We start from the raw sequence: 13,068 nt of genomic DNA, 5'->3' as shown, positions 1-13,068 counted from the left end.
CCTCCTTGCCTCAAAGTTAGCGAAGAAGGCGTCCACGAAACATGGGGCTATTCAGTACCGCGCTGGCTGTGCTTCAGCCCGGCCCGCTTCAGCTCATTGCGGATATTGACGAGAAAGTTCAGCGGCATCGCCTTGGCCCGGGCGATGGTTTCGCATTTCAGCGGCTCCTCGCCATGGGCGGCCAGTTCGATCGAAGGCTTTCACAATGTGGCGGTGCTTGATGGCGGCCTTGCGCAATGGCGGCGCGAGGGGCGGCCGGTTGAAGCGGGTGAAACCCATTTTCCGCCCGTACAGTTCACCGCCCGCCGCCGCCCGGCAAGCTGAAATCGCCCGACGCGCTCAGGGCGCATTTCAGCCGGGTCGGCGCGCTGGATCCGTCAAGGCGCACCATCACCTATTGCGGCAGTGGCATTGCAGCTTCGGTCGAAGCCCTGGCCCTGGCCACGCTCGGGCGGGACGATGTGGCGGTCCATGACGGATCGCTGACCGAATGGACGGCGGATCCTGATCTGCCGCTTGAGACCGGCGCCTGGGCCCGGGCCGGAACCCAGACAGGGGGCCCATTCCTGACGCCCCTTTCCCGATAACCATCAAACCAAAGGCAGAATGATGACCAGAGTTACTCGTCCCACTGCCGGTGGGCCCTCCAGACGTGCGCTTTTGCAGGCAGGGGCTGCTGCGGCCCTGCTGCCAACCCTTGGTGCCCGCCCGTTGCGCGCCCAGACGGCGCAGCGCATCGGATTCACCCCTTTCAGCTATGCCGCAACGCTTTCGCGGCAGATCGCCGAGGCCTTCAACGCCGCCGCAAAACAGCTTGGCATCGAAGGTGACCCGTGTTCTGACAGAGGCGCCTGGCGGCGAAGGCACCATTATGCGTGCCGGCGGGTTGCTGAATGACAGTTCGGATATGATGCGCAGTACAGGCGCCGATAAGGTCATCGCAGAATATCCCGGCATCACCTTTGCCGGTGAACTGCCCGGCGACTGGACGCCCGAGCAATCGCAGAAGGCGGCGGCTGCACTGCTGTCGCGCTTCCCCGATACCCATGGCATCATCGTGCAGAATGACGATACCGCGACCGGCGCGATTGCGGCAATCCGCGCCGAGATCCTGACCAAAGACAATATCGTTGCCTATATCGAGCGTTACATCGACGCGCCGGTCGAGACCCATTTCGATGCGACCAAAATCTCGCGGGTGAAAAGGCCCGAGGACTGGGACCCGCAATATGAACTGATCCCGAGCGATATCGACGAGCAATGGATCAATCAGCCAAAGCCCGAGGGCTACACCTATCCCGAGGAATATGTGAAAGGCCGTGAAGACGGCTCTTACGAGCGGATCGTCCAGCAGTTCAAGGCTCACTCTAAGATCAAGCTGCTCGACAAATCTCCGCTGGCGGGCTGAGCCGATGGCACCCGCATCCCCTTTGCCGGAGCTGACCGGCATCGCCAAAAGCTATGGTGGCCACAGGGTTTTGACCGATGTGTCATTTTCCCTCAGGCGCGGTGAGATCATCGGCCTTCCGGGCGAGAATGGTGCGGGGAAAAGCACGCTTCTCAATATCCTCTCCGGCGTCGTGACCAAAGACGCCGGGGAGATCCGCAGGAATGGCGCGTTGATCACACCGCGCAGTTACCGTGAGGCCAATCAACGCGGGATCTTCCGTGTCTTCCAGGATCCGGCACTGATCGGCACTCTGACGGTGGCGCAGAACCTCTGGTTCGGCTGGGAAAGCCTGTTTCGCAATGCGGCGGGCCTTCTCGACAGGCGCTCTATGGAGGAGGCCTGCGCGAGGTGCTGGCCAGCGGCAATCTGGCCACGATCCCGGTGACGAAACGGGTGGGTGATCTGGCCCCCGGCCTGCGCCAGAGCCTCGACATCGCGCGGGCCGTGGCGCTGGCGGACCGGCTGGATATTCCAGATCCGGTGATTCTCTTCGACGAGCCGACCACCGCGCCGGACCAGAGCCAAGAAGAGAATTTCCTGCATCTGCTGGAGCGGCTGCGCGGCGGGGCAGGGGTGGTCTTCGTCTTGCACAGCCTGGGCGAGGTGCTGCGCAGCTGCGACCGGGTCGTGGTGCTGAAAGACGGCGATCTGGTGACGGATCAGCCGGTTCAGGGCCTGACAGAGCCTGACCTGCACCGGCTGATTGTCGGACGCGAGCGCGGCGCGAATTTCCACCTTGGCGATCTGCAAAACGGTGCCCAGGGCGGCATCGCTGTATTGATCGTCAGGGATGACCTGCCCGAGCTGATCGGCCTCTCGGACCATATCCTCGTCATGGTCAAAGGCAGGATCACCCGCGACATCGCCGCTCCGCCGCCGGCAGAGCCAGCAGAGGCCGAGATCGTTTCCGATATGATCCCGGCGGGTCTGTCACCAACCGCAATTCCGTCAGCGATCGCGTCAGCGCCGCTGGCCAGTCTGCCAGGAAATATCCATGTCTGATCATAGTCTTACCTTGCGGCATGCCCGCCCCTGGCTCTGGCAGCTGCGGCCGGGAAATCTTTTGCCCATCGCGCTGAGGGCGGCACTGATCCTGTTTTTCGCGCTGCGGGCGAAATCCTGTCTCAGCCCGGTCGGGATCCTTTTGCTGGTGGCGCTTGGCGCGACGCTGGTCATCCTGATGGGCAGCATCGACCTCTCGGTCGGCTCGATCATCCTGCTGATGGCGGCCGTCCTGTCCAGGGTGGTGAATTTCGGGATCACTGCGCCAATCCTCATCATCCTTGTCGTGATCCTCGCCGGCGCGCTGGCCCCTATGGGGGATATCCCGCTGGAGCCATATCCGGCGATCCGGGCCCTGCCGGGGTTCATCACGGTGATCAGGCTGGATGATCCGCAGTATCGCCGCAAGGAGAGCGTGTAACACCGCTCTGAAACGCGCCCCAAGTTCTGCCCGACCAGCTGAAACGGCCCCCCGGCGTAGAAATCGCGACCGGGGGGTCAGACCAGCGCCACCCGCTGTGCCAGACCCACCCACCAGGCCGCGCCGACCGGCAGAAGGTCTTCGTTGAAACGGTAGCGCGGGCTGTGCAGTGCTGCCCCGGGGCCTGCCCCGAGAAAGCCGTAGCAGCCCGGGCGGTTCTCCAGGAAATAAGCGAAATCCTCAGAGGCCAGCGAGGGTTTCGGCGCAGGATCGACAGAAGCGGGCCCAAGCACGCGGCGCGCGGTCTCGCGCGCCAGACCGGCTTCCTGCGCGCTGTTTTGGGTGACCGGATAGCCGCGGTGATAGTCGAGCGTGATTTTCAGATCGAGGCTCGCGGCCAGCCCGGCGCTGATGCCCCGCATCCTCGCCTCGATCAGATCGCGCATTTCGGCGCTGAGACTGCGGGTGCAGCCACGCATCACCACGGTTTCCGGCAGCACATTATAGGCTTCGCCGCCATGGATCTGGGTGACCGAGACCACCGCGCTGTCAAGCGGATCAGCATTGCGCGCCACGATCCCCTGCAAGAGCTGATGCAGCTGGCTTGCCCCCAGCAGGGCATCGCGCCCCAGATGCGGCATGGCGGCATGGCACCCCGTGCCGGTCAGGGTGATGTCAAAACGATCGACGGCGGCCATCTGCGCCCCGTCACAGGCAAGAAAGCGGCCAAACTCCAGCCCCGGCCAGTTGTGCAGCCCGTAAATCGCCGGGATATCAAAGCGGTCAAACAGCCCGTCGCGGATCATTGCGGCCGCGCCGGCGCCGGTTTCCTCGGCGGGCTGAAAGAGGAAGACGACATCGCCGGGCGGCGGGGCCTTGGTCAGCTGCCGGTCGGTCAGATAACGGGCCGCGCCCAGCAGCATTGCCATATGGCCGTCATGGCCGCAGGCATGCATGACGCCGGGCACGCGCGAGGCCCAGTCAAGGCCGCTGGCTTCCTCAATTGGCAACGCATCCATATCGGCCCGCAATCCGATCGGGGGCGCCAGCCCCTGGCCCTTCAGCACCGCGACTACGCCGGTGCCGCCGATGCCGGTCACCGGCTCAAGCCCCATCTCGCCAAGCCGCGCCGCCACGAAGGCCGCGCTTTTATGCTCCTCATAGCCGAGTTCCGGCATCTGATGCAGCGCGCGCAGCCAGCTGCGCATTTCGGCAGCGCCATCGGCAAGGAGGTCCGGCAAGGCAGTGGTCATCAGTGAGGTCTCCGGCAGGAAAACAAATGCCCCGCCAGAGTTGCGGCACCGCAACTGCGACAGGGCAAATGCGAGGGTGCAACTGCGATGGGGCGAGGGCGCGCAGGCGCGCCGCAAGCGGCCGTTTCCGGCTTAGTTCAGCTCATCCAGCGATTTGGGCAGGTCGGGCATCTCATTGCCGATCCATTTCAGATAGATCGCGCCAAGGCTGCCATCGGCCTCCATCGCGGTGACCACCTCGTCCAGCTTTTCCACCAGCGCGGTATTGTCCTTGTTCACGCCGATGCCGGCATAGGTGCTGGCCATGACATATTTGATCTCCAGATTGCGCGCGGGGTTCTGGCGGATCACTTCCATGACGATCGCCTCGCCGGTCGGGATCATGTCGACCTGACCGGTGACAAGCGCGACCGAGGTCGTCGCATCATCGTCAAAGCGCTGGATATTGGTGCCTGCGGGCGCACCATTGGTGATCAGCGGATCCATCATGGTGCCGCGGGTCACGCCCACAACCCTGTCGCCGATGGTTTCATTGCTGGTCACATCAAGATCCTTCGGCGCCACCATGACGGTGCGGAACACCAGATAGGGGCGGGTGAAGCCAATAGCCTCGCGGCGTTCGGGCGTGATGCCAATGGTCGCGACCACTGCATCAACCCGGTTCGAGATCAGATAGGGCACACGGTTGGCCCCGGTCAGCACCACCAGCTCGACGTCGACCCCGAGACGTTTGCCGATTTCCTCGGCCACGTCGATATCAAGGCCGACCGGCTGGTTCGCATCGCCGATCAGGCTATAGGGCGGCAGGTCATTCTGCACCCCGATCACGATCTTTTTCTTTTCCAGAATGGCCGGCAGATCCTCTGCCGCGGCCATTCCCGCCCCGAGGACCAGGCCCAGACCGATCATGGCACCGGCTGCGACCCTGCTGAATTGTCTGATCATCTTAATCTCCATCTTCCCTGTTATTGGTTGTCAGCGGACAGCCGAAAGAAACTTCTGCAGCTCGGCGGTCCGTGGCTGACTGATCGTTGCCTCTGCCGGGCCGACCTCGTGCAACCGCCCCTGATGCATGAAGGCAATGCGGTTGGCAGCCCTGCGGGCAAAGGCGATCTCATGGGTCACAAGAACCATGGTCAGGCCCTGTTCCGCCAGTTCGCCCAGCACCGTGAGCACCTCGCCCACCAGTTCGGGATCAAGCGCCGCCGTCACCTCATCAAGCAGCAGGATCTCGGGCTGCACGGCAAGGGCGCGCGCAATGGCCACGCGTTGCTGCTGACCGCCCGACAGATCGCGCGGATGGGCGCGGAATTTGTCGGCCAGCCCGACGCGTTCGAGATAGCGATGTGCCAGCTTCAGCGCCTCGGTGCCGCTCGCCTTGCCGGTGACGCGCGGCGCAAGCGCGACATTGTCCTCGACCGTCAGATGCGGAAAGAGATTATAGCCCTGAAAAACGATCGCGACCTTGCGGCGCAAGGCGCGCAGCTTCGCCTTTTCATAGCTGATCGGTGTGCCGGCAATCCTCAGGCTGCCGCCCGAAATCTGCTCCAGCCCGTTCAGACAGCGCAGGAGTGTGCTCTTGCCGGAGCCGCTTTTTCCGATCAGCGCAATCACCTCGCCCGCAGCAATGGACAGCGTGGCATCATAGATCACCTGATGGGAGCCGTAGGATTTCGTGACGGCGTTCAGTTCGATGAGTGACATGGGCCCTCTCTCAGAGCTTCAGCTTTTCGAGGCGCTTCGCCGCGAAGGACATGGGCAGGTTGATCAGCAGATAGAGCGCCGCGACGATGCCGAAGACGCGGAAACTGTCAAAGGTAGTGCCATTGACCATCTGGCCGGCCCGCATCAGCTCGACAAAGCCGACCATCGAACAGACCGAGGTGGCCTTTACCAGCTGCACCAGAAAACCCACCGTCGCCGGGGCCGAAAGCCTGAGCGCCTGCGGCAGGATGGCGATGCGCAGCATCTGAAAGCTGGTCATGCCGAGGCTGTCAGCGGATTCCCACTGGGCCCGCGGAATGGCAAGCAGCGCCCCGCGCCAGATCTCTCCCAGAAAGGCCGCCGCGAACAGTGACAGCCCCACGGCACAGGCGACAAAGGGCGAGACATTATAGCCGGTCCGGGCGATGCCGAAGTAGATCATGAAGATCACGACCACCAGCGGGATGCCCTGGAAAAGCCGGATCAGGACAGCCGAGGGCAGCGAGACCCAGCGATTGGGCGAGCTGCGCAGGACCGCGACCAGCAGGCCCAGAATGCCGCCAAAGATCATCGCAGCGAGGGTCAGGGCCATAGTCCAGCCCAGGCCCTGAAGGATCAGGATCATATGATTCTGGCTGAATTCACGCATCAGACGATATCCTGCATGCGGCGCTCGCTGCCCCAGCTGCCGCTGACACGCCTTCTGATCAGCGCGAAGAGCCCGGCAAAGACCGATGAGAGCGTCAGATAGATCACAGCCACGACGACATAGACCTCGAAGGGGCGAAAGCTGGTCGAGGCGAGGTTCGAGGCTTCGTAATTCAGCTCGGGAATGGCGATGGCCGACAGAAGCGAGGTGTTCAGCATGATGATGATGAACTGGCCGCTCAGCGCCGGCAGTGCCGCACGCAGCATCGGCCGCGCCACGACATAGCGGAATTGCTGCAGGGCGGTGAAGCCAAGCGAGTCGCCGGCTTCAAGCAGTCCTTTCGGAATACCGAGCATGCCCGAGCGCAGGATCTCGGTCGCATAGGCGGCGGAATTGAAGGTCACGATGATGATCGCGGCGACATAGCCCGGCATCATCACCCCGAGTTTCGCGAGGCCGAAGTAAAGGAAGAAGGCCTGTAACAGAAAGGGCGTGTTGCGGACGATCTCGACAAAGATCTGGCTGGGGATGGTCACCCAACGACCCCAGGCCATACGGCCAAGGATGATCAGCGCCGCACAGGCGATGCCGATGACAAAGCCCCCCACCGCGTATAGCACGCCGCGCAGCGCCCCGCCGACAAGCAGCGGCAAATGGTCGAGGACCACACCAAATTCCACCGTCACCTCCTGGTTCATTTTTTGAAACAGAATTGTTGACGCGCCCGATCTAGTCAAGCAAAACATTACAAGAATAATTTTTTAGGACGGGAAGATGCTTCGTCAGGGCTACTACATCGTCTCGGCAGGGGGCGCAGGGATCGGTCTTGCGATCTGTCGTGAAATCGCGGCTCAGGGTGGCACAGCCGTGGCGCTGGACCCATTCAATGCGCCGGCAGAACCGGGGGCGGGGATTCTGCATTACCCTTGCGATGTGGGTGATTCTGCGCAGGTCGAGGCGCTTGTCGCCGAGCTTGCCGCAGGCCCATTGCCGATTGAGGGGCTGGTGAATTGTGCCGGGATCGCAGGGCCAACCGGTCTGATCGATTCCATCTCTGCCGAAGACTGGCAGCGCGTGCTGGGGATCAATGTGATTTCCGCCGCGATTCTGATCAAGAACGTTTCACCCGTAATGAAAAAGCAAAGGCGCGGAGCGATCGTGTCGATTTCCTCGGCCTGTACCCGCAACGGTTTTCCGCAGCGCGCGCCCTATGTCGTGTCGAAAGCCGCGCTGGAAATGTTGTCCGAGACCATGGCGATGGAACTTGGCCCCTGGGGCATCCGCTCGAATGTCGTGGTGCCCGGTATCGTCGAGGGCGTCAGAATCGAAGCCGTGGCTCAGGCGCAGGCCGAGACGCGTGGCATCAGCTTTGACGAGGCCATTGCGGAATTCACCGCGCGCACCTCGCTGAAAACCATGGTCAGCGGCGAGGATATCGCGAAAAGCGTGCGCTTCCTGCTCTCGGATGAGGCGCGTCATGTCAGCGGCCAGAAACTGGCCGTCTGTGGTAATTTCGAGGGCTATTCCAGTGAAATGGTCGCCCCCTTCGCCCGCACCTGAGCGGCAAAACGTCTGATCCCGCGCTTCGCCGCAACAAGGAATGCCGAATGTTCAAGTTCAACAAGACCATCATCAGCTGCGCGGTGACGGGGGGTGTCCACACCCCGAGCATGTCGCCCTATCTGCCGATCACCCCGAAACAGATCGAGGATTCCGCCGTCGAGGCCCATGCTGCCGGCGCCGCCGTCGTGCATCTTCACGCCCGTCTGGATGATGGCCGTCCCACCGCCGATCCGGCGGTCTATGGCCAGTTCGTGCCGGGGATCCGGGCGCGCTGCGATGCGGTGGTCAATATCACCACCGGCGGCGCACCCGGCATGACCATGGACGAAAGGCTCGCCGCCGCGCGGGCCATGTCGCCTGACATGGTCTCGCTTAATATGGGATCGATCAATTTCGGCTTCCATCTGATGGCGGGCAAGAAAAAGGACTGGCAATATGACTGGGAAGAGCGGTTCCTGCTCGAGTCCAAGTCGAAATATTCGGTCAACTCCTTCCAGGTGCTGGAAGATATCGTGACTGAACTCGGGGCCGAGGGCGTGGTCTTTGAATGTGAATGCTATGATGTCGGGCATCTCTACAACCTGAAATACCTGCGCGATCAGGGCATTATCCGCGGCCCGATGATGGTGCAGTTCATCTTCGGCTTTCTTGGCGGCGTCGGCGTCCATCCGAGCCATCTCGAGCATTTCTATGAAACGGCAGAACGGCTGTTCGGGGATGATTACTATATGTCGGTGCTGGCCGCAGGCCGTCAGCAGATGGCCTTTGGCACCGCCTCGGCCTGTCGCGGCGGCGGCGTCCGGGTCGGGCTGGAGGATGCGCTTTATATCCGCAAGGGCGAGCTCGCGAAATCCAATGCCGAACAGGTCAATCTGATCGGCGAGATCCTCGACAAGCTGAACATCAAACTGGCAAGCCCGGCGGATGTGCGCGCGGCGTTCAATATGCGGCCCCGGATCGGCGTCGCGGCATGAGCGCCCCCCGCCACAGCCGCGAAGCGCTGCTGCGCTTTGCCGACCGCGATGCGATGGGTCATGTCAACAGCCTGAAACTGGCGGAACTGATCGAGGATGCACGGCTGGATTTTCTGGCCGGCATTCCGCAGGCCCCGGATGTCGAATGGCGCCTGGTCTCTTTGCGCGTCGATTTTCACGCCCAGCCGGTCGCAGCACGCTGCCTTGTCACCCGTTCCGTTGTCAGCCGGATCGGCAACAGCTCTTTTGACATGTCGCATGAGATCTTCGAAGATGACCTTCTGGTCGCCTCGGGTCTGTCGGTTCTGGTGCAGGTCGATCCGCGCAAAGGTGTTTCATCGGCCCTTTCAGGGGCACAAAAGTCCTGTCTGACCTGACACCCGGAAGTGAGTATGGCACCGCGAAAGACCGAAAAGGCCCGTCCGCCCCAGTTGCGCAGCCTGATGACCCGGCAAAAGCTGATCGATGCCGCCATCGAGCAGCTTTGGGAAAGTGGCTATCAGAAAGTCACCATTGCCGCGATCTCGGCCCGGGCCGGCGTGACCCATGGGGCGCATCTGCATCATTTCGGCACGCGTGAGGATCTGCTGGCCGCGTCGGTTGATGCCCTGTTCCAGCGCAGTGTCGCGGAATATGAGGTGCGCATGGCGGAACTGCCGCGCGATATGCCCGCCCGCGCCGATGCCGCGCTGGAGCAGCTGCGCCTCGTCGCCATGGGGCGCATTTTCGAAGTGGTGGGGGAATTGCTGCTGGCTGCGCGCACCAATCCCGAGCTCGGCACGCGGATGCATCACTACGCAATCTCGCAGCGCGCTTTGCAAAAGCGGATGTATGAACTGGCCTTCGGCGCGGCGGCCTTGCAGGACAAGCGTATCCTGCTCCTCCTCGACGGGACTTTTGCGATTTTCCTGCGCGGTCTGGCGACCTTGAAAAAGACCCGCAGCGCGGTGGAACTGGAAGAGGCCTGGCTGGCCTGGAAGACCACCGCTCTGCCGGTCCTTCTGGCGCATCTTGCCGAAATCGACGCGGCAGAGCCGCAATCCGTTCAGATCTGAGGCCAGCCGCCCAAGTTCCCCGCCAGGATCCGGTTTTCGTGCGCGGCGCCTGGCATCTGTCACAGGTTTCCGCCCAGACAGGCACCCGGCGCGGCCCCCGGGGGAATGGCAAAGGCGCTGCATGGGCCTGGGAGGTGCTGGGGCAGGCGGGTCTGCGCCGCGAGGGTGCGATGACCCTGGCGCTGATGGCGCTGCCAAGGTTCCTTGGTTTCTGGTTCAACCCGGTCAGCTTCTGGCTGGTCCTGCGCGGCGATGATCTGTTGGCCGTGATCGCCGGGGTCAACAACACCTTCGGCCAGCGGCATTCCTATCTGTGTCACCGGCCCGGATTTATGCCCATTGACCGGGAGGACCGCACGCGGGCCGTGAAGGTCTTTCACGTCTCGCCCTTTCAGGACGTGGCGGGACAGTATGAGTTCCGCTTTGATGTGACCCGCGACCATATCTGCGTCATGATCAGCTATAGTAACGGCGCTGAAGGTCTGTTTGCCGGGATGGAAGCCACCCCCAGGTCCCTGCGCCAGTCTGGCCTGCTGGAAGCCGCCTTCCGCCGACCCGGTGGCGCCGCTGCGGATCCTCGCTCTGATCTACTGGCAGGCGCTGCGCCTGCGCCTCAAAGACGCCGCTTACCGCCGCCTGCCCCCTGCGCCCCCTGAGGAAATCAGCCGATGAGCCTGCCAAAGACCCGCTTTCTCGTCTCGCCTGAGGGTATCCGGCACGGGCGGCTCAGCCTGACCACCCCCGAAGGCCATCGTCACCAGTTCGGATCAGATGGCCCGGAATCCATGATCCGGATCACCGACCGGGCGCTGCTTGCCGCGCTGGCGACGCGCGGCGATGTCGGGAATGAATTCTACCAGCTCTGACCTGATCCGGGCATGAGCTATTCCTCGGCTCTGTCCGACGACACCGATGATCTGGAAACCGCTCAGGCGCGCAAGAATGATCGTATCCTGTCGCGGCTGGCCCTGGGCGCGCGCATTCTCGAGATCGGCTGCGGCTGGGGCGGATTTGCCGAACGCGCCGCTGAGACCGGCCGTCATGTCACCGGGCTGACGCTGTCGCCCGCGCAAAAGGGCTATGCCGACGCGCGGCTTGACGGGCGGTCTTGCAGGCGATCACCGTGCCGGATGCCGAATTCTCGGTCTATCGCAAACGCTCGGATTTCATCCGCCAGCATATTCTTCCCGGCGGCATGCTGCCCAGCCCGGCGATCCCGCGCCATCAGGGCGCGAATGCCGGGCTGGAACTGCGCGCGAGCTTCACCTTCGGGCAGGATTACGCCCGCACCTGCCGGGTCTGGGCCGCGCGCATGACCGGGGCCGCCGCCCCACGCATCCGCCGTTTTGGCTATGACGAGCCCTGCCTGCGCGGCTGGCACTATTATCCGGAGAGCTGCGCCGCGACCTTTGCGACCGGGCGCTCTGATGTGGTACAGGTCGAATTCGGCCATGTCGGCCAAATGGCACAGGCGGCATAAGATGACATCAATCCTCTGGCTGTGTCGCGATTTCCGCTTTGACGACAATGCCGCGCTGACGGCGGCAGTCAGGGACGGACCCGTTCTGCCGGTCTTTGTCATGGATGCCGCCACACGCGCGCAAGGCGCGGCCAGTCGCTGGCGGCTCGGGCGCGCGCTGGAGTGTTTCGATGCGGCATGGCAGGTGCGGACGGGCGAAAATATCACCGTGCTGGAGGGCGAGGCGGCCGACCTTCTCCCCGGGCTTGCCGCCCGGATCGGGGCCAGTGCCATCCATCAGAACGACTGGCCCACAACCGCCACCAAAGCCGCGCAGGACGCCCTGCGCCGGGCGCTCGGGCCAGGCCCTGTCAGGCTGCATCTGCATGAAGGCCATCTGCTGATCCATCCCGCGCGGGTGAAAACCGGCGCGGGGGGCAGCTTTCGCGTCTATACGCCCTTCGCGCGGGCCGTGCGGGTGGCGGGGCCAGATCGGCCCCTGCCCCCTCCCGCCATCATTTCCGCGCTGCCGGCGATCGGCGCGCGGCGGGCCGGGGAACTGACCTTTGCTCCGGATATGTATCGCGGGGCGGCGGTTCTGGCGAAACAGGCCTTGCCTGCGGGCGAGGCGGCGGCTTTTGCCCGGCTCGCGGATTTTATCGCCCATGTGCCGGATTACCCCGCCCATCGCGACCGCCCGGATATCGACGCCACTTCGGGTATGTCAGAGCATCTGGCTTTGGGCGAGATCAGTCCGCGCCGCATCTGGGCCATGGCGTCACTGCGCGCCGGGATCGATCCCGCGCTCGCCTCCGGGGTTGAGAAGTTCCTTTCGGAAATTCTCTGGCGCGAATTTGCCTGGCATCTGCTGCTGGCCTTCCCGCAGATGGCCGAGACGCCCTGGCGCGCGGACTGGGCGCGCTTTCCCTGGCTTGGTGCCAATCCCGCTGCCCTGGCCTGGAGCCGCGCCGAAACCGGCATCGCGCTGGTTGATGCAGGCCTGCGCGAAATGCGGGTGACCGGGCGGATGCACAACCGGGTCCGCATGGTGGTGGCCAGCTGGCTTACGAAACATCTGCTGACCGACTGGCGCATCGGTCTGGCGCATTTCGAAGACAGCCTGACCGACTGGGATCCGGCCGCGAATGCGATGAACTGGCAATGGGTTGCAGGCTGCGGGCCCGATGCCTCGCCCTTCTTCCGCATCTTCAACCCGGAAAAGCAGGCGGCAAGTTTTGACCCAAAGAGCCTTTACCGCGATCACTGGCTTACGGGCGAGGGGGCGAAAGCCTGGCGCGAAACGGTGCCGGCCTCCTGGAACCCGCCTGAGCACCGGGCTTTGCCGGACAGCGCCGCGCTTCTGGATCAGGGCCGCAAACGCGCGCTTTCGGCACTGGAGGCCTTTAACCGCAATAGCCAATGAGGGGTCGGCGCGCCGGACAGATTTGGGTCCGGGCTGACATATCGCGCGGTATCCCGTCTTTTCCGATATGCGGGACAGGGCCGATCTGATCACGCAAGGCATGGATACGGACCAT

General features: G+C 63.4%; 18 protein-coding genes and 2 pseudogenes. 15 read left to right on the top strand and 5 right to left on the bottom strand.

Features of this window, described 5'->3' with window-relative positions; genetic code table 11:
* The 6 genes and pseudogenes from JC607_RS25475 to JC607_RS17945 all read left to right on the top strand — a co-directional run.
* Positions 1-324 (top strand): annotated as a pseudogene (locus JC607_RS25475) (hypothetical protein); the annotation flags it as partial.
* Entirely contained in the window at positions 321-587 is a 267-nt protein-coding gene (locus JC607_RS26145; RefSeq protein ID WP_198838271.1) for a rhodanese-like domain-containing protein, read from the top strand. The pseudogene JC607_RS25475 and the gene JC607_RS26145, both read left to right, overlap by 4 nt.
* Before the next feature lie 227 nt (positions 588-814).
* The gene (locus tag JC607_RS17960; protein ID WP_198838267.1) at positions 815-1,408 is read left to right on the top strand and encodes a substrate-binding domain-containing protein; all 594 of its coding nucleotides are present in this window, start codon (positions 815-817) and stop codon (positions 1,406-1,408) included.
* A 4-nt stretch (positions 1,409-1,412) separates the two neighbouring features.
* Positions 1,413-1,835: an ATP-binding cassette domain-containing protein gene (locus tag JC607_RS17955; protein ID WP_198838266.1), complete on the top strand. Its 423-nt coding sequence runs from the start codon at positions 1,413-1,415 to the stop codon at positions 1,833-1,835.
* On the top strand, positions 1,799-2,452 hold the full coding sequence (locus tag JC607_RS17950; protein ID WP_198838265.1) for a hypothetical protein: 654 nt from the start codon (positions 1,799-1,801) through the stop codon (positions 2,450-2,452). Before JC607_RS17955 ends, JC607_RS17950 begins: the two co-directional genes overlap by 37 nt.
* Complete coding sequence (locus tag JC607_RS17945) at positions 2,445-2,873, top strand: hypothetical protein (RefSeq protein ID WP_198838264.1); 429 nt, start codon at positions 2,445-2,447, stop codon at positions 2,871-2,873. Before JC607_RS17950 ends, JC607_RS17945 begins: the two co-directional genes overlap by 8 nt.
* A gap of 77 nt (positions 2,874-2,950) precedes the next feature.
* Here JC607_RS17945 and JC607_RS17940 read toward each other — a convergent pair whose 3' ends face one another.
* The 5 genes from JC607_RS17940 to JC607_RS17920 all read right to left on the bottom strand — a co-directional run bounded on the left by JC607_RS17940 (position 2,951) and on the right by JC607_RS17920 (position 7,159).
* The gene (locus JC607_RS17940) at positions 2,951-4,126 is read right to left on the bottom strand and encodes a M20 aminoacylase family protein (protein ID WP_233092984.1); all 1,176 of its coding nucleotides are present in this window, start codon (positions 4,124-4,126) and stop codon (positions 2,951-2,953) included.
* Between the two features lie 132 nt (positions 4,127-4,258).
* Positions 4,259-5,071: a transporter substrate-binding domain-containing protein gene (locus JC607_RS17935; RefSeq protein WP_198838263.1), complete on the bottom strand. Its 813-nt coding sequence runs from the start codon at positions 5,069-5,071 to the stop codon at positions 4,259-4,261.
* Between the two features lie 30 nt (positions 5,072-5,101).
* The gene (locus JC607_RS17930; RefSeq protein ID WP_198838262.1) at positions 5,102-5,830 is read right to left on the bottom strand and encodes an amino acid ABC transporter ATP-binding protein; all 729 of its coding nucleotides are present in this window, start codon (positions 5,828-5,830) and stop codon (positions 5,102-5,104) included.
* 10 nt (positions 5,831-5,840) lie between these two features.
* Positions 5,841-6,479 carry an amino acid ABC transporter permease gene (locus tag JC607_RS17925; RefSeq protein ID WP_198838261.1) on the bottom strand — a complete coding sequence of 213 codons (639 nt, stop codon included), beginning with the start codon at positions 6,477-6,479 and terminating at the stop codon, positions 5,841-5,843.
* Positions 6,479-7,159: an amino acid ABC transporter permease gene (locus JC607_RS17920; protein ID WP_198838260.1), complete on the bottom strand. Its 681-nt coding sequence runs from the start codon at positions 7,157-7,159 to the stop codon at positions 6,479-6,481. The genes JC607_RS17925 and JC607_RS17920 overlap by 1 nt, the downstream gene beginning before the upstream one ends.
* 94 nt (positions 7,160-7,253) lie before the next feature.
* On the opposite strand from JC607_RS17920, the gene JC607_RS17915 reads away from it, so the two are divergent.
* The 9 genes and pseudogenes from JC607_RS17915 (at position 7,254) to JC607_RS17885 (ending at position 12,953) form a co-directional block, all read left to right on the top strand.
* The gene (locus JC607_RS17915; RefSeq protein WP_198838259.1) at positions 7,254-8,039 is read left to right on the top strand and encodes an SDR family NAD(P)-dependent oxidoreductase; all 786 of its coding nucleotides are present in this window, start codon (positions 7,254-7,256) and stop codon (positions 8,037-8,039) included.
* Positions 8,040-8,086: 47 nt separating this feature from the next.
* Positions 8,087-9,016 carry a 3-keto-5-aminohexanoate cleavage protein gene (locus tag JC607_RS17910; RefSeq protein WP_198838258.1) on the top strand — a complete coding sequence of 310 codons (930 nt, stop codon included), beginning with the start codon at positions 8,087-8,089 and terminating at the stop codon, positions 9,014-9,016.
* A complete protein-coding gene (locus JC607_RS17905; protein WP_198838257.1) occupies positions 9,013-9,393 on the top strand; it encodes a thioesterase family protein in 381 nt (126 codons plus the stop codon). The genes JC607_RS17910 and JC607_RS17905 overlap by 4 nt, the downstream gene beginning before the upstream one ends.
* A gap of 15 nt (positions 9,394-9,408) precedes the next feature.
* The gene (locus JC607_RS17900) at positions 9,409-10,071 is read left to right on the top strand and encodes a TetR/AcrR family transcriptional regulator (RefSeq protein ID WP_198838256.1); all 663 of its coding nucleotides are present in this window, start codon (positions 9,409-9,411) and stop codon (positions 10,069-10,071) included.
* Positions 10,072-10,109: 38 nt separating this feature from the next.
* A complete protein-coding gene (locus tag JC607_RS17895) occupies positions 10,110-10,727 on the top strand; it encodes a DUF1365 family protein (RefSeq protein WP_198838255.1) in 618 nt (205 codons plus the stop codon).
* Positions 10,728-10,739: 12 nt separating this feature from the next.
* On the top strand, positions 10,740-10,937 hold the full coding sequence (locus tag JC607_RS26140; protein ID WP_370584866.1) for a hypothetical protein: 198 nt from the start codon (positions 10,740-10,742) through the stop codon (positions 10,935-10,937).
* 12 nt (positions 10,938-10,949) lie between these two features.
* A pseudogene (locus tag JC607_RS26135) lies at positions 10,950-11,126 on the top strand (cyclopropane-fatty-acyl-phospholipid synthase family protein); the annotation flags it as partial.
* Positions 11,127-11,179: 53 nt separating this feature from the next.
* Positions 11,180-11,551, top strand: coding sequence for a class I SAM-dependent methyltransferase (locus JC607_RS26130; protein WP_370584865.1), 372 nt, complete (start codon positions 11,180-11,182; stop codon positions 11,549-11,551).
* 1 nt (position 11,552) lies between these two features.
* Entirely contained in the window at positions 11,553-12,953 is a 1,401-nt protein-coding gene (locus JC607_RS17885) for a deoxyribodipyrimidine photo-lyase (protein WP_198838254.1), read from the top strand.
* Positions 12,954-13,068: the final 115 nt, after the last annotated feature.

It is taken from the genome of Paracoccus sp. IB05 (genome assembly GCF_016405985.1).
Lineage (GTDB): Bacteria > Pseudomonadota > Alphaproteobacteria > Rhodobacterales > Rhodobacteraceae > Pseudogemmobacter.
The sequence above is the reverse complement of the archived record's forward strand: the minus strand, read 5'-3'. Positions and strand labels throughout refer to the sequence as shown.

What these genes read in the sequence shown, in the direction of transcription:
- JC607_RS17885 (WP_198838254.1), top strand. Translation starts at nt 11,553, where the DNA reads ATGACATCAATCCTCTGGCTGTGTCGCGATTTCCGCTTTGACGACAAT.
- JC607_RS17955 (WP_198838266.1), top strand. Translation starts at nt 1,413, where the DNA reads ATGGCACCCGCATCCCCTTTGCCGGAGCTGACCGGCATCGCCAAAAGC.
- JC607_RS17905 (WP_198838257.1), top strand. Translation starts at nt 9,013, where the DNA reads ATGAGCGCCCCCCGCCACAGCCGCGAAGCGCTGCTGCGCTTTGCCGAC.
- JC607_RS17910 (WP_198838258.1), top strand. Translation starts at nt 8,087, where the DNA reads ATGTTCAAGTTCAACAAGACCATCATCAGCTGCGCGGTGACGGGGGGT.
- JC607_RS17925 (WP_198838261.1), bottom strand. Translation starts at nt 6,479, where the DNA reads ATGCGTGAATTCAGCCAGAATCATATGATCCTGATCCTTCAGGGCCTG.
- JC607_RS17940 (WP_233092984.1), bottom strand. Translation starts at nt 4,126, where the DNA reads ATGACCACTGCCTTGCCGGACCTCCTTGCCGATGGCGCTGCCGAAATG.
- JC607_RS17945 (WP_198838264.1), top strand. Translation starts at nt 2,445, where the DNA reads ATGTCTGATCATAGTCTTACCTTGCGGCATGCCCGCCCCTGGCTCTGG.
- JC607_RS26140 (WP_370584866.1), top strand. Translation starts at nt 10,740, where the DNA reads ATGAGCCTGCCAAAGACCCGCTTTCTCGTCTCGCCTGAGGGTATCCGG.
- JC607_RS17900 (WP_198838256.1), top strand. Translation starts at nt 9,409, where the DNA reads ATGGCACCGCGAAAGACCGAAAAGGCCCGTCCGCCCCAGTTGCGCAGC.
- JC607_RS17930 (WP_198838262.1), bottom strand. Translation starts at nt 5,830, where the DNA reads ATGTCACTCATCGAACTGAACGCCGTCACGAAATCCTACGGCTCCCAT.
- JC607_RS17915 (WP_198838259.1), top strand. Translation starts at nt 7,254, where the DNA reads ATGCTTCGTCAGGGCTACTACATCGTCTCGGCAGGGGGCGCAGGGATC.
- JC607_RS17935 (WP_198838263.1), bottom strand. Translation starts at nt 5,071, where the DNA reads ATGATCAGACAATTCAGCAGGGTCGCAGCCGGTGCCATGATCGGTCTG.